We start from the raw sequence: 18,952 nt of genomic DNA on the forward strand, positions 1-18,952 counted from the left end.
GGGCGAAGGAACAGGCTGCGGTGTGCACGTCCGGTTCTGCTTCCAGTGTGCGGCACACGGTGTTTCATGCGGGTGAATACTGGATGCCATGGCTGTGAAATTCCCGCAACGGTATTCCGCGCCGCACGTCCTAGCTTCGCGGCTTGGTGCGTGCCGTCGCCGTGGCGGTCCAGGGGTCCTCGGGCCAGGGGTGCTTGGGGTAGCGGCCGCGCATTTCCGCCCGGACTTGGGCGTAGGGCCCGGACCAGAACGAAGCGAGGTCGTCCGTCACGGCCAGAGGCCGGCGGGCCGGGGAGAGCAGGTGGAAGAGCACCGGCACCCGGCCGTCTGCCAGCCGCGGCGATTCGGCCCAGCCAAAGCACTCCTGCAGCTTGACCGCCACCACCGGCCGCCCGCCACCTTCCACGTCCGGATAGTCGATCCGGATCCGCGATCCGCTCGGCACCTCCAGCGACTCGGGCACCAGTTCCCCCAGCCGGGCTGCCTCGGGCCAGGGCAGCAGCCGGCTCAGCGGAACGGCCAGGTCGATCCCGGCGGTGGCAGCCCCGCCGGCCAGCGCGGCAAGCTCCGGTGCGAGCCACTCGTCCAGCCGGGCCAGCAGCGCCGGTTCGGAAACATCCGGCCAGGGCGCGCCGAGCTCCCGGTGCAGGAGGGCAAGCCGGCGGCGCAGCGCCTCGGCCGCCGCCGACCATCCGATGGTCCCCAGCCCCTCGCGTGCCAACGCGCGGGCCACGGCCGTCCGGCCCTCCTCAGCGGACGGCCGGACTGGGGTGGACGAGAGGAGGATCGCGCCAAGGCGGCGTTCGCGCCGGGCCGTGACCCGGCCCTGGTTGAACTGCGCCGCGAGGGTTTCGGCCAGGAGATGGCGGGCAGCGCCGGCGGCGGTGCCGGCCGTCAGCGGCGCCGCGGAGCGGATGACGGCGCCGGTGCCCGCGGCGTCACGGCCCTGCGCGCGGGAGACCTCGGCCACGGCCAGCCACTCGTGCCCTGACAGGCCGCTGCCGGCCGGCAGCCCGGCCCGCGTCCCGGAGGTCAGCAGGTACCGGTCCGGCCCGTCGCCTGGCACACGGCGCGCCACCCGGTCCGGGAAGGCCAGCGCGACGACGAATCCGACCGCCTCCGCGGCGCCCACGCTCCCGGCAGGCGCTGAAGGCGCGACGCCGGAGGACTCCTGACGTGCGATCCCCTCCATCCGCCGCACGTCCTCGGCCCAGCGCCGGGATCCGGGATCACTACGGGCCCGCAGCGCGGCCGCCAGACGGCTTAGGTCTGCACCCGGGGCGCGCTGGTCCCCCGAGACCAGGGCAACGGCCTCGGCCGCCGTGCGGTGGCCCACCGTCGCGGCGCCGTCCAGCAGCGCGCGAGCCAGCCGGGGATCCGTCGGGACCCGGGCCAGGATCTTGCCCAATGCGGTCGCGTGGCCGTCCGGCGCCACGGCGCCAAGTTCCCGGAGCACTTCGACTGCCTCGTCCATCGCAGCCTGTGGCGGTGCGTCCGGCAGGGCCAGACCCTTGCCCCCGGGCGCGCCCCAACAGGCCAGGACCAGGGCGGCACCGGCCAGGTCGGCCGTAGCGATTTCCGGCGTCTGGTGGGCCGGCGCGGCGCCAAAGGCCCGCTGGTCATAGCAGCGGATTACCGTGCCCGGCCCCTGGCGTGCGGCGCGGCCGGCGCGCTGTTCCGCGGAGGCCCGTGAGCAGGATACCGTCACGAGGCCGGACATCCCGCGGCTGGCATCGCGGCGCGGCTCGCGTGACAGCCCGGAATCGATGACCAGCCGGACGCCAGGGACGGTGAGGGAGGATTCGGCGAGCGCAGTGGAGACGATGATGCGGGCGGCCCCGCCGGGATCGCGGCCGGAGACGGCGCGGTCCTGCTCGGCCGGGCCGGCCTGGCCGTGGAGTTCCAGGATTTCAGCCCGGCTGCGGCCCCGAAGTCTCGCTGCAACGTAGGAGACCTCCCGGGCCCCCGGAACGAACACCAGGGCGTCAAGGTCCCGACCGGCAGCCAGCGCGGCGGCGTGCCCGGCAGCGGCCGTGTCGGCCACGTGGTCAAGGAAGGCCCGGGCCACGCCCCGTTCGTCCAGCCGGGGCGCCGCTGCCGGCGCCCACTCGACGTCGAGCGGGAACAGCGCGGAGGGACAGTCAATAACCGGCGCCGGGCCGCCGGCGTTGTTTCCGGCTGCCGCCTCACCAACCGCTGCCCCACCAAGCAGGGCGGCGAAGCGGCGGGCGTCTAGGGTCGCCGACATGGCGACGAGCGTGAGGTCGCCGCGCAGCTGGCGGACCTCGGTGAGCATGCCGAGGAGGAGGTCGGTCTCCAGCCCGCGTTCGTGGACCTCATCGAGGATCACGGCGTCCGTGCCCTCGAGGCCCGGATCGGCGAGGAGCCGCCGCAGCAGGATGCCCGGGGTAACGAACTCAATCAGGGTCCCGGGACCGGTCTGGCGTTCTCCACGGACTGTGTAGCCGACACGGTCACCAAGCCGGGTGCCGCCCAGGGCCGACAGTCGGCGGGCTGCGGAACGGGCCGCCACCCGGCGCGGTTGGGTGACAACGATCCGCGGACGCCCGCCGCTGTTGCGGCTGTCGATCCTGCGGGCCGCCATGTTGGCGAGCAGCGGAGGTACCAGCGTGGTCTTGCCGGTGCCGGGAGGCGCCTGCACCACCGCGGACGCTCCGGCACCCCCGCCTTGCAGTGCTGCCGCGAGCTCCCCCAACGAGCCCGCGAAAGTGAGGCCCGCCCCAATGGAGACGAGGTCGAAGGGCCCCTGGGAGCAGGCTGGGTCCAGGGGTGCGGTTGCGGAAGTCACGCCTCCATTGTCTCTGGAATTCTGTTCCGGCACCTTACGGCGGGTGGTTCGCCGGGGCGGTTCACTGGACCCCGGTCTTAGGGCTCGCGCTCAGGATCGTTCGTCCGCTGGCGACGGACCGGATCTCGACACGGCGGATGTCGGCCGCCCGGATAAGGGTGGTTGCCGTCGGCGTCGCGACCGTCCCCGGTGTTGCCGTCCACGTGGCCACCTGGGTGGTGGCGCCCCTGGCGTCGACAACCACCAAACCGTACTCCTCAGTGCTGGGATGCCCGCCCGAGCCCGCTGGCGCCGGGACCTCTGCCGGCGACGGCGTGTACGTGCACTCCCAGTCGATCCGCGTTCCCCACGGCTGCCGGGTGAGGGAACCCTTCGCCACCAGCGTGCTGTCGAGCACAGGGGTGAAGTTCAGGGCCGTTGCGGAGTCCGTCTGCGTCTGCACGGCCCGCGGGGCCGGAGCCGTGACGGCAACGGTGACGGCGCCCGACGCGGCCGCTGCGCCCACCAGGAGTCCGGCAACGGCAAGGCGCACCCGCCGGCGTCCGCGCTGGACCTTCTTCGCCAGCCCCGGAAGCACCGCCAGAGTCGGCCTTTCGCGGTCAGCGCGCCCCAGGGCAAGTGCCTCCTCAGGTGAAAGGGCGGCCAGCAGAGAGGGCAATCCGGCGAGCTCGGCCACGGCGGCCCTGCATCCGGCGCAACCAGCCAGGTGTTCTTCGAACTCATGGCGCTCGGAGGACACCAACGATCCCAGCACATACGCGGCATCCCAACTGCGGTATGCATCCGTGCCGTGGGAGCTCATGGCGTCACGCCCCCTTCCTGCAGGGCCAGGCGCATCGCCCGCAGCGCGTAGTGCAACCGGGACTTCACAGTTCCCTCCGCCAGTTGGAGGCTTTGCGCGATTTCGGCCGTAGTCTCCCTGCGGAAATACGCGTGGATGATGACCGCCCTGTGGTCTGCGGACAGCCCGGCCAAGGCATCCGATACGATCCACCCGTCCAGGATCCTGTCGACCCGGTCGGCGTCCGGAATCTCCGGCAGCAGCTGTTCCGTTTGAGTCTCGTGCCGCCGGCGGGCGCTGCGCCGGTCATCGATGACCAGATGACGGGCCACGGTGTAAAGCCAGGCCCGCACAGCCGCCTCCGGGCGCTGCAGAATCGCCGGGTGCTGCCAGGCGCGGATCAGCGTTTCCTGCACGACGTCGTCGGCCAGCATGTTGTCCCCCGTGAGACGGGTGACGAACCGCCGCAGCGCCGGGCCATAGGACTCCTGCAGCGAACGCAGGAGCTCTGCCTCCTGATCGGACATTTCGGCCTCCTGGAGATAGGACGACGCCGGCCCGCTGTCAGTTCACTTGCGCCGGATGCGGGCCCCGGGGGCCTGGGTTGAACCCCTCGGCTTCCGTTCTCGTAACAGGAACGAGCCCGACCACGACGGCCGGGCCTGTCCCGAGGAGAACATGATGAAGATTTCCCGTCCGGCGTATGCTGCCGCTGCGCTGGGCACGACGCTAGCGCTCGGAGCCTGCTTTGCCGGGCCCACAACAACGCGGGCACCTTACCCGGCCACGGTCGTGACGCGGAGTCCCGCGCCGGCTCCCGTACACCCGGCCGCCCCCGCTCCCCTGGTCCCCGCGGCGCCCGCCCGGGCTCCAGTGGGCTCGGCACCGCGCGCCATCCGTCCCATGGTCCCTGCCCCAGTGGCTCCAGCCCCGGTGCTCCGCCGGCCAGCCCCCGCACCCCGCCCCGTGGCGCCGGCCCCGACGGCCCCGGCCCCGATGATCCGGCGGCCTGTCCCCGAATCGCGGCCCATGGTCCCGGCTCCGGTAGCTCGGGCCCCGATGGTCCGGACGCCCGCCCCGGCACTTGGCGGCAACGATCATGATGCCGACAACAACGGAGGACCGGACGACGGTGACGGCAACAGGTAGCACTCGTGCGGCGCCAGGATGGCGCCGTCGGGCGGCCAGGCTGGTCGTCGGGTTGATAGGGACGACGTCGGTGCTCGCCAGCGGCTGCGCACACGGTCCTGTTAGCCAGAACACTGCGGCTCCGGAAGCCCGGGCGCCAGCGTTCGCCTGGTTCCACGCGCGGCCGGCCCCGGCAGGGTGGCGGTCCATGGAACTGCCGGACGCAACGGCAGTGCTGCCCATTCCGCCCGACGCAACTCCCGTGCCGGGTGACCGCGGGACCGTCTCCGCGACCGTCACCGCGCCGGACGGTGGCCTCGGGATCTATCTCAACGCAACGCCGCGACAAAGCGATGAGTCGCAGTCGAATTGGCCCGAGTTTCGGCTTGCCCACCTCACCGGCGAACACGCCGCCTCCGCGCAACGGCTCTCGAACCGGGCCGGAATGTCGTTCCGGGGCGGCCTCGGTTCGTGCGTGGAGGACACGTACGTCACACGCGTTGGCGCGCATCAATACCGGGAAATCGCCTGCCTCGTTGCGGGAACACGCGGTAGCAGTGTCCTGGTCGCCGCCGCGCCCGCCGACTCCTGGGACCTGTACAGCCCCGTGTTGGAACAAGCGGTCGACGCCTATGCCGCCGAGTAGGCGCGCATTTTCCCGATCCGGCGCTCACCGCCAAGCCGTTGGATTCGACAGAAGGAAAACGGGAGACTGGACTTCACAATCTCGAAAGTGGGAACCACATGATCAGTCTCAGGCAGGACGCCGACGGCTTCATCCGCATGAACCGCCATTTCCCGGACAAGACGCTCATCAGCATCACGTTCACGGACGGCTCCGAGCAGATCTACTCCGGGCGCCGGCTCAACCGGGTCTATGACGAGGCCCTGGCCGTCTACCGGGCGGAGAACCATCTGGACGCCAAGGGGTTCTCGCGGGCACCCCGGAAGACGGTCCATCCTGTGAACAGGATCGAGTTCGTTCCAGTTCACGCAGGCATGGACCCATAAAGGCTAATCCTGGGACGCCGTCACCGCCTTGGGGCAACTCCGGCCGCGCCCGGACCGTGCACCGGCCGGCGGAGGGCCCTGGCGTGGATGCGGAGCTCGTTGTCGCGCACTCGCCGGTCCACACCAGTCGCCGGCGAGGACGCGGCGCGCGGCCGCCGCGCCTCCAGATTTGCCGTCGTCTCCGCCGGGCACAGGTCACTGATCAGCCCCATGCCGGCGTACTCACGGACGGCACTTATGCCAGCAACGGCCGCTGGTTTGTCCGCGAAAGCCTTGGACACCACCAGCACTTCCCCGTCCGGCGCCCTAAGCCGAAACCTAAAGTACGCATCGGCATCTACAAAGAGTTCAAATGTGCCTGCCATAACGATCCTCCTAATGTGTGGGCTCCCGTTCCGGGCGTCGTTGCCACGGAATAGGGGGCAAGGCTTCGCCGGTGCCCACATGGTTTGTCTGGTTCATGTCCGGTTGGTGTCGGTGACCAAACAGAACGTCAGACTCTCTGATCAGTCTGTGTGTGACCTTGGAACACCCACAAGGTCACACACGTAAATCCTGGGTAAACGGAAGTCCACACGGCCCGCGCTTGAAAGCGGCCGCCATCGGGACTGCCGGAACGCTCGACAGCGGGCACCGACCGTCGAGGCCCGAGATTGGGGATTTAAACAGGGCAACTCCAAAGCGTGCCCCTCGGAATGCCGCTACAGGGGCGGCCAGTGGTCGGGACAGTAGTCAGCCCGGCTGGCGGCCGGGGACAACGGAGGGCTGATTCCGTCCCAGCGCGGCGCGACGGCGGCGCTCCGGTCCGGCGGCTCCATCGCCGCCGTCCAGCCCGGGTCACCGGCCGTGACGGTCACTGTTACATCGTTGGACAACGTACCCCCCGTTTCCTTGGCATTGGGGGCGCACCGGCTCGAATTAGGGACCGCCATGCGCCTCAAACAACACTAGCCGCCGGGACCGACACGGAAACAGGGACTTTCGACCGTACCGGGGAACCTTGCCGGCGTTTAGGCCGTGGGGCCGGAGTCCGCTGGCCGCCTCGAAACTCCCGCCCGGCCCCCGGGCGCACATGTGGAAATCAGCGGACCCGAGAGGAGGACATCAGCCGAAGTGTTTCATCCATTGGAAACGGATGTGGTCCGGGCGGAGAATCGGAGGCAGTGTTAGGGACAGCCCGCGGTCCACTGACAGGAAAGAAGGATCCGATGTCCCTCAGCGTTGAGGAAATGAACACTCAGCTCCCGGTGGCGAATGTGCTGCCGGGCGAAGCCGTCCCCTACTATATGGCTTCCGGCGAGGGCGCCCGTTATGAGCTCAACGGCCAACTGGTCACTGTCATCGCCCGCGCCGCGGATACCGGCGGGATTTTCAGCGCCGCCTACATCTCCGGCGGCATGGGGGCCGAATCGCCCTTCGTGACCCACGCCGTGGAACACAAGACGCTGTACGTCTTCGACGGCATCCTGCACGTCTGGCTGGCGGGCGAGAGCCGGATCCTGACGCCAGGGGATTCCGTGGTGATCCCGCCGGGGACCCCGCATGCGTACCGGATGGCTAGCCACTACACCCGGTTCCTGAACTGGATGACCCCAGGCGGCGCCGAGGCCTACTACGAGCGCGTCGGCACCCCCATCGACTCCCACGTCCCCCCCGTCCGTGCCGGCCGGTCAGCCAGCCGTCAGGAGCAGGCGGAAGTGGGCGCCGAATTCGGCATCACGTTCGCTGATGTGGAGCGTGCGGCGCCCACGTTCCGGCAGGACGCCGGATTGCCGGCCGCGCAGAGCCCGTACTTCCTCAGCGCCGGCGAAGGCGAGCGGATGGTCAGCTACCAGACCATGTTCACCTACCTGTCCCGGCCAGCGAACACGGGATCGAACTACTTCGCCGTTCACACCAAGGGGGCCAAGTCCCCGTACATCCCGCTGCACTTCCATTCGGAGCACACCGAAAACTTCGTGTGCACCGAGGGCCGGATGTGGATCTACGCCAACGGCCGGGAGGTTCTGCTGACCAAGGGCGACTTCCTGCACGCTCCGGCGGGAACCATCCACTCCTTCGCCTTCGATTCCCACAACACCCAGATGATCGGTTTCCTCACGCCGTCGGTCTTCAATGGCTTCTTCGAGTACTTCAACAAGCCCACGGAGGACTACATGTACACCGAGGGCGGCGAGCCCTACATGGACATGGAGGGCTTCGGCCGGGCCCAGGCCGAGATGGACCTGACAGTGGTGGGTCCCCCGCCGCAGCGCCGCGCGGCCCTGGACATCTAGGCGCCGCCGGACCTTTCGGACCCCAAAGCAAGATGAGGCTCGGACTCCCCTGGAGTCCGAGCCTCATCTGTTTCCTGGATCCATCGATTGCTCCCCATCCAGTGCCCTTGTCGGGCCCCAAAGGGCGGTTACGGAGCAGTCGACGGGAATTGGCGCACCAGCTCGCGGCCGTAGTCGTTGCCGTTGGGGGTTCGCACCACGGTGTGCATGTGGAAGGGGGCGGGGGTGTCGTTGCTCAGGAAGACGCCGGTGTGGTGGTCGAGTTCCAGCACCACGACCGGGCTCTGCAGCCGGAAGTAAAACGCCTCCTGGTCCTCCCAGCCGCCGATCCAGCTGAAGAAGCTCTCGCCGTAGTGCTCCCGGATCTCCCGGCGCCGTGCCTTGCGCGGGCCGTGCGGGAGGTAGGCGATGAAGTCGTCCACGACTGCATCGAGCACCGCCACGGCCCGGGCCGGCATGTCGCTGACCCGGATGCCCTCATAGGGGATCACCCGGTTGTCCTGGAAGCATCCGCCGAGGTGGCGTTCATCGCCGGGATGAACCCGGCCATCGGGCATGGCCGGGTCCACCATGGACGCGTACACCACGGCTTCCTTCCGGAGTGTGTCCGGCAGGGAACCCATGAGCTGCCGGGCCAGGGTGATCCGTTCCTTGAAGACCTTCACGCCGCGGTGCGGGCCGGCGTCGATCACGTCCGGTTCCGCCCCCAGGAACACGGGCGACAGCACCAGCTGGGTCCCGGCCACGAGGCAGTTCAGTGCCGCGTGGTGCCCGAAGATCTGCCAACCCCACGGCGCGGTCTCGGACGGTTCGCCGTACAGCGCGAAGTTGTAGCTGAACTCGTTCATCAGCAGCGGCAGCTCCACCAGGTCCCCCAGGAAGCCGTTGATCCGCATGAGGTTCCGGACCAGCTCAAAGCCTTCCGCGCTCAGGCTGGCTTCCACCACGGCGAGGGCCGCGTCGCGGACCGGCCCGTCCACTTCGTCGAGGCGGAGGCCGGTGTCATGCTGCATGAACTCCGGGTTGGCCCAGCTTTGCCATTCTGGGGCGTCCACGGCATAGCTCAACCGCCGGTCCTGCTCCGGCGTGAGGACCGAGAGCAGTTTCCGGGCGGCCGCGGCCATCTCCGCGGCCGGGGCCTCCTCCCCCGCGCGGGCGGCCTGGAGAGGAAACAGCCCGTCGCGGAGCACACCGTCGCTGGTCACGCCCACAAACGGTTGCGGATACAGTTTCCTCCAGCCCGCAATCATCGGTCCGGCGAACGAATCCGATATGGCCGCCGCCGCGTATTCGCGGGCGTTCAAGCCACGGATTTCCGCCACCCGCGGGTGGTCCGGCGTAAAGAGAAAATCACGGAATGACGGCACTGACACGGGTTTTCCTTTCGTGCTGGTCCTGGGGCTCGGCGCCGCGCGGAGCGGGAGCCCGCGGCGCAGTCCAACCCGCGGCCACGGCCAGGGCGGCCGCGGCGGCCTCCGCCGAGCTGCCCCGCCATGCCACGTGCTGGTCCGGACGGACCAGCACGGCAGCTGCCCCCCAGAGTTCGGACGGCGGGGTCCCGTCGTCGGAGGGCCCGACGGCGGCAACGGTCACCGGAATGCCCTGCCGGGCCGCCGCGTCCAGGACCGGTGCGAAGACGTGCTCCGCCGGCACGCCGTCCAGTGTTCCGGCGTCGGCCAGCAGCGTAAAGCCCTGGCCCAGCCTGCTGTACACGGATGTGCCATCACCCAGCCAGACGTGCGGCAACAGTGCCCCGGGACTGGCGGCGGGAACATACCGGGTGGGGTCCTCGGCCGGGACCGGAGACCCGTCCGGCACCACCACGGGTGACCCGCCGTACGCGTAGCCGAGGACCAGGCCCAGGGAATCGAACTCGCTCTGCTTCACGGCGAGCGCCTCGAACGCGGCCTGGCGTGCGGCCTCACCGTCGGGGCCGGCTGCAACCAGCAGCGGATCGGCAAAGTGGTAGGCAAGAGCCTCGCCGTTCGCCGCGGCATCCCGGATGGTCCGCTCCGCCACGGGGCGGCGTTCGCGTCCGTAGCTGTCCAGCAGGCCGGGGCCGGCCCATCCCTGCAGCGCGGCCGCAAGCTTCCAGGCCAGGTTGGCGGCGTCGCCGATGCAGGTGTTGAAGCCGTGTCCGCCCCACGGCGGGTTCAGATGGGCAGCATCGCCCACCAGGAAGATGCTGCCGCGGCTGTATTCGGGCGCCAGCAGCATACGGGCGGTCCAGGGGTCCGTGGCCACCACCTCTACATCAATATTGACTGCCTCTGTCCCGACCAGCGATCGGACCATGGCCGCCGCGTCGCCGGAACTGACAGCTGTCTGGGGGTCGACGCCCTGGACGATGGCCCACCACGTGTCGTCAAGGTCCATCGGACCGACCATGCCGGCGGTGTCGGCGCCGACCACCCAGTACTGGACTGCGGGGTCCAGGGTGATGGCGGAACCCAATTCCCTGGAGCGGAACAGGATGCTGATGTTGGACAGTGCCGCCGAGCCGCCTTCGAGGCGGAGGCCCAGGCGGCGGCGCACCGCGGACGAACCGCCGTCGGCCCCGATCACGAAGCCGGCGGTGACACTGCGGGTCCGGCCGGAAGCGTCGGAAACCCCCACGGCGACGGGCGTCCTGCCTGCGACGGCCGCGGCACCGTCACCGTCGGACATGTCCACCGCCTCCACTGTCCAGCCGGTGAGCAGGGTGATGAGCGGACTCCCGGCGGCAGCCTCTCGGAGCACCTCTTCGAGCACCGGCTGCGGAACCTGCTGGCCGCACTCGGGCTGCGGGTCGTAGCGGCCGGGCACCAGCTGGAATGCCTGGCGGAATCTGCGCAGCTCATGGGCTTCCGGGCCGGCGATGCCGGTGCAGAAGATCACGTCCTGGGCGTAGTCCACGGCCAGCGGGGCCGCGGCGCGGAGCGCGTCCGCGAGTCCCAGCCGGCGCAGGTGGGTCATGGTGCGCGCATTGGTGGTCTTGGCCCGCGGCCGGGTGGGATCCACGGCGTCGCGGGGTTCAATGACCAGGGTGGCGATGCCTCGGGCGGCGAGGTCCAGGGCAAGGAAGAGCCCGCTGGGACCACCGCCGGAGATGAGGACCTGCACCTGCCCCGGGATCTCGTCGGGCAACGCGGAGTGCCGCGTGACCATCAGGCACGGCTCCGGAGGGACAGGTCGCCCACGGGGGTGATCAGGGTGCCGAGCCGCTCGATCTCCACCTCGACTGTGTCGCCGGGCTGCAGCAGCCACTGCGGGGTGCGCGCATAGCCCACGCCTTCGGGCGTTCCGGTGGCGATCACGTCGCCCGGGTGCAGGGTCAGGGTCTGGCTGATGAGCGAAATGATGGCGGGGACGGAGAAGATCATGTCCCGGGTGTTGCCGTTCTGGGCCTCGATGCCGTTCACCCTGGTCCGCACTTGGAGGCCGTCCCGGAGGTCGCCGGCCTCGTCGCGGCTCACCAGCGGTCCGAGGGGCCCGCTGAAGTCGCCGTTTTTGCCCAGGGTCCACTGGGTGGTGAGCTTTTGGGCCCTGCGGGCGGTGATGTCGTTGAAGGTCGAGTAGCCGAAAACGGCTTCGGCCGCGGTGACCTCGTCGGCGGATTCCACGCGCTGGCCGATGTACGCGGCCACTTCGCCTTCCCAGTCCAAGCCAGCTTCGCCGGCAGGCACGGGCACGGGGACGTTGCCCACCGAGAGGGACGCGGTCCAGCGGCCGAACAGGGTGGGGTACGGCGGCAGGTCCTGGTCCTTGTAGCTGCCTTCGGCGGCGTGGGCCTTGTAGTTCAGGCCCACGCAGATGACCCGTGCAGAGGCGGGGACGAGCGGCACTTCGGTGACGGCGGCGCGGTCCGGCGCGCCGGGGGCAGCGGCGCCGGCGGTGGTGCCGACGTCGGACGCCAGGGCGAGCGCCTTTTCCTGCCACCCGGCGGGGTCGGCCCAGAAATCCGGAACGGGTGCCAGCGGGACCACGCGTGAGCCGAAGAGGGCCGCCGCCCATGCCCCGCCGTCGTGGTTGATGCCAATGAACTGCATGTGGTGGGCCTTTCTGGTGCCGCCGGAATTAGCGGGTGTTGGGAGGTGAGCACGGCAGGCGGGGGCCTGCATTTGAAGACCAGGTGAACCCCGGTGGGGCCCGCCAGCGTGAACGGTGCGGTGGCCCAGATCTGCGGTGGTTCGAGTCAGGGGGTGGGCGCATCCGGCGTCCGGGACCGCCGCAGGAAGAAGGAAACCGTTGCTCCCATTGCCCTTTCGGCCGCGGCCAAGCTTTGGTCGGGCAGGGTCCACATATGGTCCGCGTCGTCGACCAGCAGAAGCTCGACGTCGGCCCCGGCACTTTCCAGCGCTGCTGCCAGCGACGCAGATTGGGCGGCGGGAACAAAGCGGTCGGCTGTCCCGTGCGCCAGGAAGAAGGGCGGGGCCGAGGCACTGACATAGCGGACGGGGCTCGCGGCTGCAGCTTTCTCCGGCTCGTCCGCGAGTACGGCCCCGATCAAGAGTTCCTCGCGGGACCCGGGATCATCTGCCCGGACGACGGCGTCGGGCGGGCTTTGTTCGGCCATCCGCCCCAGGTCAGTGGGCGGATACCAGGCAGCAACCGCTGCGACGGAACTGTCCTCGGCGCTGATGCCGGTGAGGCCCACGAGGCTGGCCAGATGACCGCCCGCCGAGTCACCCCAGGCGTAGATCCGGTCCGGATCGACGTTGTAGTCCGCGGCGTGGTTCCTCAGCCAGCGGACGGCGGCCTTCGCGTCATGCAGCTGGGCGGGATACTGCGCTTCATGGCTGAGCCGGTAGTCGGCCGAGGCCACCACGAACCCGGTGTCCAGGAGCCGGTCGAAGGCGCTGAAGCCGAGGCCGTCCAGGACGGGACCCAGGGAGGACCTCTCGCCCATGCGCCAGCCGCCGCCGTGGAAATGGACGACGGCGGGCCGGGGGGCCTGGCCGTGCGCCGGCGCCGGATCCGTGCCCATCAGATCCAGGCCAGGCAGAGCCGGTTCCGGCAGGTAGAGGTCCAACAGCAGCGGACGGGAGCCGTCGTCGCCCGTGCGGGCGAATTCGATGCCGCGCACTACGCAACCATTCGTCATCATCGGCTCCTTTCCGTTTGCCGGGCCGGTTTCCGTCGCGGTCCGGCCTGTTCCCAAGACTGTCTCATTCCGGCGGGTGCACCTACCGGGTATTTCAATCATTGGAACGGCTTCGCGGAGGGCGCGTCGGGGTAGATCCTTCTTCGGCGGCCGGAGGCCGATACGCCGCCGCCCAGCCCTCCGGGCCCGCCTAACGGGCGGTGCGGTCCCGCAGCAGCACGCCGGCGTTGGCGGCGACGATCAGGGTTATGCCGCACCACTGGGAGGTCCCCAGGTCCTCCTGGAGCGCGACGGCCCCAATAACGGCCGCAAACACCGGGTTGACGCTCATCAGAACGCCGAACAGGTTGGCCGGGACCCGTCGCAGTGCGATGAGGTCGGCAAGGTAGGGCACGACGGAGGCAAGCACGCCCGCCCCCGCGGCGCACAGCATCGTGAAGCCGTCGGGCCGCTGGTTGACCAGGACGAGGACAGCCAACGGCAGGAAGAGGGTGGCAGAAACGCCCGTCGCGGCTGCCGTGCCCTGGACACCCGGTATCCGCCGGCCCACGGTGCGGTTGAGGAGGATGTACGCCGCCCAGCCGCCCGCGGCAGTGAGCCCGAAAGCAATGCCGACATAGTCCGTGGACGCTTCCGGCCGGGTGATCGCGACCACTCCCGCAGCCGCCGCCACCGCGCACAAGGCACCCACCTTGCTGCGGGAACTGAACAGCGCCACGGCCAGCGGGCCCAGGAACTCGAGCGTCACGGCCAGCCCCAGTCCGATCCGCTGGATTGAGGAGTACAGGGACAGGTTCATGGTTCCGAAGACCAGGGCCAGCAGCAGCACCGGCCACCACTGCTGCCAGGTGAGCGAGCGGAGCTTGGGCCGGACGATCGGCAGGAGCACCGCGGCGGCCACGAGCTGGCGCACCGCGACCACCCCCACCGGCCCGATCGCCGGGAAGGCAAAGGAGCCGCTGGCGGCCCCAAGCTGATTGGACAATGCGCTCGCCACGAGCGTGGCCGCCCCGGCCGCCCCCGCAGACTTCCTGCTTCCGTTGGTCATGAAGGAAGTGTCCGCCCGCGGCCCTCATCCGCTAAATGCATCAGCAGCGCTATTTATACGCTTCATGCATGAATACACTGGGCGTATGGATCTCGAACTGCGCCAGCTCCGCTGCCTGGCGGCACTCGTCGACGCCGGAACTTTCACCGATGCCGCCATCGACCTGGGCATCTCCCAAGCGGCCGTGTCGAGGAACGTCGCGGCGCTGGAGACGGCGCTGGGCGTGAAGCTCGTGGCGCGGACTACCCGGAGCGTGGCTCTCACCCCGGCGGGTGAACGCGCCATGATCCATGCCCGGCGTGCCCTTGCCACCCTGGATGAGCTTGCACGGGAAGCCCGCGCTGCCGGTGGCACAGTGCGCATCGGCTACGCCTGGTCCGCGGTGGGGGCGCACACCACGGAGTTCCAGCGCCGGTGGGCGACCGAGCTCGCGCCCGCCGAACTCCGGCTTGTCCGGACCAACAGTTCCACCGCCGGCCTTGCAGAAGGGACCGCTGACTACGCGATCCTGCGCCGCACACCTGTGCCCGCCGGAGTGGAGTACGTTTCATGCGGAGAGGAAAAGCGGTATTGCGCGATGTCCTCCGACGATCCGCTGGCGGCCAGGCGGTCAGTCACCCTCGCCCAAGTGGCAGAGTCCGCCCTCGCGGTGGACACCCGGACGGGCTCCACCACACCGGCCCTGTGGCCCGAGGGCGGTCAGCCGCACAAATTCGTCCCCATCCACGACGTCGACGACTGGCTGACCGTCATTGGAAGCGGCCAAGCCCGCGGCATCACCGCCGAATCAACGGCCCACCAATACCGGCGCCAGGGCGTGGTCTACCGGCTGGTGCGGGATGCCCCGCCGGTTCCCGTCTACCTCGCCTGGTCCAAGGCAGATCCGCCGCAGGACCGCCAGAAGGTCATTGATTTGCTGCGCGGCCTCTATACCTGACGCACCCGTACGACGGACACTCCTCGGCTGCGCCGCCGCGCAGAAACATCGGATGTATGAGCGTGGGCGGCAGCCGATGTGACTATAATCATGCCAAACATGAACGGCGGCCTCTTCACGTGACCGCCAAGAACTCCGATGTTTACCGCCGGTCCAGTCAAAGACGCTGCGCCGCGGACACCCTCTGAAGTCGACCGAAGGGATAGTACAGAAGTGAAGATCGCGCGGCTGGGCCCAGCAGGATACGAGATACCCGTCGTTTACGCTTCGACAGAGGAGGGCGGCGAAGTGGCGTATGACGCGAGCAGCCTCACCTCGGACATCGACGGGGCCTTCCTGGCTGCCGACGGTGTCGCACGGCTTCGCTCCGCCCTGGCGGCGGGCGCACTGCCCGTCCTGCCCGGGGCCGCCGGCCTGCGGACGGGAGCCCCACTCGCCCGGCCCAACAACCTGATCTGCATCGGCATGAACTACGCCGCCCACGCCGCGGAGTCCGGGTCCGCTCCGCCCGAGACCCCGGTCGTATTCCTGAAACCGAACAACACTGTCGCCGGACCCTACGACGATGCTCCAATACCGCCGAACAGCCGCAAGTACGACTGGGAAGTGGAGCTGGGCATCGTTATCGGGCGGGAAGCCAGCTACCTGGACACGCCCGCGGAGGCCATGGCCGCTGTCGCGGGTTACCTCGTGGCCAACGACCTCTCCGAACGCGAGTACCAGCTTCCGGGCGCGGCCGGACAGTGGACCAAGGGCAAATCCCTTCCCAAGTCCACGCCGTTGGGGCCGTGGCTGGTACCGGCCGACGAGGTCGACCCGCGCAACCTCCGGCTCCGCAGCTGGGTGAACGGAGCAGAGCGCCAGGATTCGACCACCGCGGACCTGATCTTCGATGTCGCGACGGTGGTGCACCACGTGAGCCAGTACATGCTCCTGGAACCGGGGGACGTCATCCTCACCGGCACACCGGAAGGGGTGGCCCTCTCCGGCCGCTACCCTTACTTGCAGGATGGCGACGTCGTCGACCTCGAGATAGCGGGCCTGGGCCGGCAGCGTCAAACTTACGTGCGGACTCCCGCGCCGCAGCCACCGGCCCGCGCCGGCGCCGCGGAGCGGCACCGCTACGCAAAAGCCGCCGCCAGCCCGAGCAAGGAAGCTTAGGTGGGGCCTGACATGACGGCGCTCGTCGCCGTCGTCACCGGCGGAGCATCCGGGATCGGTGCCGCCATATCCGCCCGCCTGCAGGAGTGCGGCGCCTCTGTTGCCGTGCTGGACCTCAACCCCATCGACTTGCCGGAGGGCCAATACGGCCTGGTCTGCGACGTCTCCGACGACGCCTCGGTGCGGTCCGCCCTCGAGAAAGTGCGGACCTCGTTTGGCCGGCTCGACATCGTCATCAACAACGCGGGGGCGGGCGCCCTCGGCACTATCGAGGACAATGACGACGCCGAATGGCACCGTGTCTGGGACATTAACGTCGTGGGCATGGTCCGGGTCACCCGCGCGGCGCTACCGCTGCTGCGCCAGTCGCCGTCGGCCGCCGTCGTGAACACCTGCTCCATTGCTGCTACCGCCGGGCTCCCCCAACGCGCCCTCTACAGCGCCACCAAGGGGGCCGTACTCTCCCTCACCCAGGCCATGGCTGCTGACCACCTACGGGAAGGCATCCGGGTCAATTGCGTCAACCCCGGCACCGCGGACACGCCCTGGGTCGGGCGGCTGCTGGACGCGGCTGCCGATCCCGACGCCGAACGCGTGGCCCTGAACCGCCGGCAACCGCACGGCCGGCTCGTCACTGCGGATGAAGTCGCGGGAGCTGTCGTCTACTTGGCCAGCCCGCTCTCCGGCTCCACCACGGGTACGTCCATAGCGGTCGACGGCGGCCTCCAGGCACTGCGCCTCCGGGCCGCGGCGCAGTAGGCCAACCATCAACCTCTCTGGGGGCGAGCCGTATGACAGTGACCGACGAAGCGATCCTGAAGATCAAGGAGATGATCCTTGAGGGGCAGCTCAAGGCGGGAGAGCGGCTACCCCCGGAGAAAGAACTTAGCGAACAGCTTGGGTTGTCCCGCAGCTCCTTGCGGGAGGCGGTCAAGGCGCTGGAGATCATCCGGATCCTCGACGTGCGCCGAGGCGACGGCACGTATGTGACGAGCCTGGAGCCACGGCTGCTGACGGAAGCCGTCGCCTTCATCGTGGACCTGCACCATGACACCTCAGTACTCGAGCTTTTCGAGGTGCGCCGAATCCTCGAGCCGGCCGCTGCAGCGATCGCCGCCCGCCGCATCAGCGGTGACGAGCTCGCTATTCTTGGAGCCAGCTTGGCCACGGTCCGCAGCGACACATCCGTGGAGGACCTCGTCGCCCACGACCTGGAATTCCACCGCATCATCGCCCAAGCCAGCGGCAACGGCTACCTCGCGAGCCTCCTTGACGGCCTCTCCGGCCGCACCGTGCGGGCCCGGATCTGGCGTGGCTTGACTGAGGAGCGCGCGGTCACCCGCACCATTGAGGAACATGCGGCCATCGTGGAGGCGTTGGGCCGGGGCGACAGCGAGCTTGCCCGGTCGTTGCTGACGGTCCACATCGCCGGCGTCGAAAACTGGCTCCGCGTAGCGATCTGAGCGGTCCCGGGGAAAGCGACTGGACCGGTGCCGCGTCACCGCAGCACTGGTCCAGCAATGCCTGTCAGTCCGCCCGGGCAGCCGTCAATTGGTTTGTGCCGGCATTGGCGCGGTGGAGATAGCCCAGCAGGTCGCGGAGCCCGAAGCTCCAACGGGGCAGCTCTTCCGCACGTCCCACTCCGTTAACCAGTGTTCCGAGGTGGAAGCTGGAAATTTCCACGGAGTCGCCCATCTGGTGGGTAAATCCTCGGCCGGGCTCGTCCCGGTCCTGGGTGGGGGCGAACAGGGTGCCGGTGTACAACGCGAAGCCGTCCGGATATTGGTGGTGGTCGCCATGGGTCGCCGAAATCAGCTCTTCGAAGCTGCGACTGATCCGGCCGACGCTGCTGCTTCCCGTCAGTTCGTAACCCTCCGGGCCTTGAACCTTGAGGAGGATTTCCTCGGTGCGCAAGGTCTCCAAGGTGAAGTCCTCGTCAAACAGGCGGATGAATGGGCCCAGCGCGCTGGACGCGTTGTTGTCCTTGGCCTTGCCCAATAGCAGTGCGCTGCGACCCTCGACATCGCGCAGGTTCACGTCGTTGCCGAGCGTTGCTCCGACAGCCGCCCCAATCGAGTTGACCAGAAGTACCAGTTCCGGTTCCGGATTGTTCCAGGAGGAGAAGGAGGGAATCCCGATCATCGCGCCTGTACCGACCGACGAGAGCACGGGTGCTTTGGTGAAGACCTCCGGGTCCGGACCTATGCCCACCTCGAGGTACTGGGACCAGAGCCCCTCCTCTATCAGCACTTTCTTGGCTTCGACGGCTTCTTTCGATCCGGGCCGCACTCCCGCCAGGCTTCCGCCCAGGGCCGCGCCGACGCGGTCACGAATTTTTGCTGCCTGTTGCGGATTGCCGCCGGCCCGTTCCTCGATGACCCGTTCGATCATGCTGTCCACGAAAGTCACTCCGCAGGCCTTAATAACCTGCAGATCCACGGGAGCCAGCAAACGGGAGCGCTCTGCGTCCCGCGCCAGTGACGCGTCGATGATCTCAGCTGTCCGCCAGCGAGGAGTCCCCATGGCCGCCCTGACATCAGCGAGGAGGGACTTGGATTCCAGCAGCTCCGACACTGTGGCAGTGATCGGCTGGAGATCGAAGGCGTCTTCCCCGCGGAAAGCCGCGACGCGCGGGCCATGGGTTTCAGCGTCCCAGACACGGCCGATGAGCAGCGCGTTCTCGGAGTCCTCGGGCAATACGTCCCTCATTGTCAAACG

At 69.0% G+C, this 18,952-nt stretch carries 18 protein-coding genes; 7 read left to right on the plus strand and 11 right to left on the minus strand.

Going from position 1 to position 18,952, the window contains the following annotated elements:
- Positions 1 to 130: 130 nt before the first annotated feature.
- The 3 genes from hrpB to ACFVVK_RS02605 form a co-directional block, all read right to left on the minus strand.
- Complete coding sequence (gene hrpB, locus ACFVVK_RS02595) at positions 131 to 2,809, minus strand: ATP-dependent helicase HrpB (protein WP_390263035.1); 2,679 nt, start codon at positions 2,807 to 2,809, stop codon at positions 131 to 133.
- Positions 2,810 to 2,870: 61 nt separating this feature from the next.
- Entirely contained in the window at positions 2,871 to 3,611 is a 741-nt protein-coding gene (locus tag ACFVVK_RS02600; protein WP_390263038.1) for an anti-sigma factor family protein, read from the minus strand.
- Positions 3,608 to 4,117, minus strand: coding sequence for a sigma-70 family RNA polymerase sigma factor (locus tag ACFVVK_RS02605; RefSeq protein WP_390263041.1), 510 nt, complete (start codon positions 4,115 to 4,117; stop codon positions 3,608 to 3,610). The genes ACFVVK_RS02600 and ACFVVK_RS02605 overlap by 4 nt, the downstream gene beginning before the upstream one ends.
- A gap of 809 nt (positions 4,118 to 4,926) precedes the next feature.
- Here ACFVVK_RS02605 and ACFVVK_RS02610 point away from each other — a divergent pair.
- The gene (locus tag ACFVVK_RS02610; RefSeq protein ID WP_390263044.1) at positions 4,927 to 5,364 is read left to right on the plus strand and encodes a hypothetical protein; all 438 of its coding nucleotides are present in this window, start codon (positions 4,927 to 4,929) and stop codon (positions 5,362 to 5,364) included.
- 98 nt (positions 5,365 to 5,462) lie between these two features.
- Positions 5,463 to 5,729: a hypothetical protein gene (locus ACFVVK_RS02615; protein WP_390263046.1), complete on the plus strand. Its 267-nt coding sequence runs from the start codon at positions 5,463 to 5,465 to the stop codon at positions 5,727 to 5,729.
- 20 nt (positions 5,730 to 5,749) lie between these two features.
- Here ACFVVK_RS02615 and ACFVVK_RS02620 read toward each other — a convergent pair whose 3' ends face one another.
- The gene (locus tag ACFVVK_RS02620; RefSeq protein WP_390263049.1) at positions 5,750 to 6,094 is read right to left on the minus strand and encodes a YegP family protein; all 345 of its coding nucleotides are present in this window, start codon (positions 6,092 to 6,094) and stop codon (positions 5,750 to 5,752) included.
- 336 nt (positions 6,095 to 6,430) lie between these two features.
- A complete protein-coding gene (locus tag ACFVVK_RS02625) occupies positions 6,431 to 6,604 on the minus strand; it encodes a hypothetical protein (RefSeq protein WP_390263052.1) in 174 nt (57 codons plus the stop codon).
- Between the two features lie 333 nt (positions 6,605 to 6,937).
- Here ACFVVK_RS02625 and ACFVVK_RS02630 point away from each other — a divergent pair, with 333 nt between their 5' ends.
- Positions 6,938 to 8,005, plus strand: a complete 1,068-nt coding sequence (locus ACFVVK_RS02630) for a quercetin 2,3-dioxygenase (protein WP_390263055.1) — start codon at positions 6,938 to 6,940, stop codon at positions 8,003 to 8,005.
- 128 nt (positions 8,006 to 8,133) lie between these two features.
- Here ACFVVK_RS02630 and ACFVVK_RS02635 read toward each other — a convergent pair whose 3' ends face one another.
- From ACFVVK_RS02635 to ACFVVK_RS02655, 5 genes are all read right to left on the minus strand, one after another.
- A complete protein-coding gene (locus ACFVVK_RS02635) occupies positions 8,134 to 9,378 on the minus strand; it encodes a DUF3500 domain-containing protein (RefSeq protein ID WP_390263058.1) in 1,245 nt (414 codons plus the stop codon).
- A complete protein-coding gene (locus ACFVVK_RS02640) occupies positions 9,356 to 11,152 on the minus strand; it encodes an FAD-dependent monooxygenase (protein ID WP_390263061.1) in 1,797 nt (598 codons plus the stop codon). The genes ACFVVK_RS02635 and ACFVVK_RS02640 overlap by 23 nt, the downstream gene beginning before the upstream one ends.
- On the minus strand, positions 11,152 to 12,033 hold the full coding sequence (locus ACFVVK_RS02645; RefSeq protein ID WP_390263064.1) for a fumarylacetoacetate hydrolase family protein: 882 nt from the start codon (positions 12,031 to 12,033) through the stop codon (positions 11,152 to 11,154). The genes ACFVVK_RS02640 and ACFVVK_RS02645 overlap by 1 nt, the downstream gene beginning before the upstream one ends.
- A 146-nt stretch (positions 12,034 to 12,179) precedes the next feature.
- Positions 12,180 to 13,091, minus strand: coding sequence for an alpha/beta hydrolase fold domain-containing protein (locus tag ACFVVK_RS02650; RefSeq protein ID WP_390263067.1), 912 nt, complete (start codon positions 13,089 to 13,091; stop codon positions 12,180 to 12,182).
- A gap of 187 nt (positions 13,092 to 13,278) precedes the next feature.
- Complete coding sequence (locus tag ACFVVK_RS02655) at positions 13,279 to 14,136, minus strand: DMT family transporter (RefSeq protein WP_390263070.1); 858 nt, start codon at positions 14,134 to 14,136, stop codon at positions 13,279 to 13,281.
- An 85-nt stretch (positions 14,137 to 14,221) separates the two neighbouring features.
- Between ACFVVK_RS02655 and ACFVVK_RS02660 the strand changes: the two genes are divergently transcribed.
- The 4 genes from ACFVVK_RS02660 to ACFVVK_RS02675 all read left to right on the plus strand — a co-directional run bounded on the left by ACFVVK_RS02660 (position 14,222) and on the right by ACFVVK_RS02675 (position 17,697).
- Complete coding sequence (locus ACFVVK_RS02660; RefSeq protein ID WP_390263073.1) at positions 14,222 to 15,073, plus strand: LysR family transcriptional regulator; 852 nt, start codon at positions 14,222 to 14,224, stop codon at positions 15,071 to 15,073.
- Between the two features lie 213 nt (positions 15,074 to 15,286).
- On the plus strand, positions 15,287 to 16,234 hold the full coding sequence (locus tag ACFVVK_RS02665; RefSeq protein WP_390263076.1) for a fumarylacetoacetate hydrolase family protein: 948 nt from the start codon (positions 15,287 to 15,289) through the stop codon (positions 16,232 to 16,234).
- Between the two features lie 12 nt (positions 16,235 to 16,246).
- Complete coding sequence (locus ACFVVK_RS02670) at positions 16,247 to 16,993, plus strand: SDR family NAD(P)-dependent oxidoreductase (RefSeq protein ID WP_390263593.1); 747 nt, start codon at positions 16,247 to 16,249, stop codon at positions 16,991 to 16,993.
- Positions 16,994 to 17,025: 32 nt separating this feature from the next.
- A complete protein-coding gene (locus ACFVVK_RS02675; RefSeq protein ID WP_390263078.1) occupies positions 17,026 to 17,697 on the plus strand; it encodes a FadR/GntR family transcriptional regulator in 672 nt (223 codons plus the stop codon).
- Positions 17,698 to 17,761: 64 nt separating this feature from the next.
- Here the strand turns inward: ACFVVK_RS02675 and ACFVVK_RS02680 are convergent, their stop codons facing one another.
- The gene (locus ACFVVK_RS02680; RefSeq protein WP_390263081.1) at positions 17,762 to 18,943 is read right to left on the minus strand and encodes a fumarylacetoacetate hydrolase family protein; all 1,182 of its coding nucleotides are present in this window, start codon (positions 18,941 to 18,943) and stop codon (positions 17,762 to 17,764) included.
- Positions 18,944 to 18,952: the final 9 nt, after the last annotated feature.

Origin of the sequence: Arthrobacter sp. NPDC058192 (assembly GCF_042883665.1) — a bacterium.
Lineage (GTDB): Bacteria > Actinomycetota > Actinomycetes > Actinomycetales > Micrococcaceae > Arthrobacter.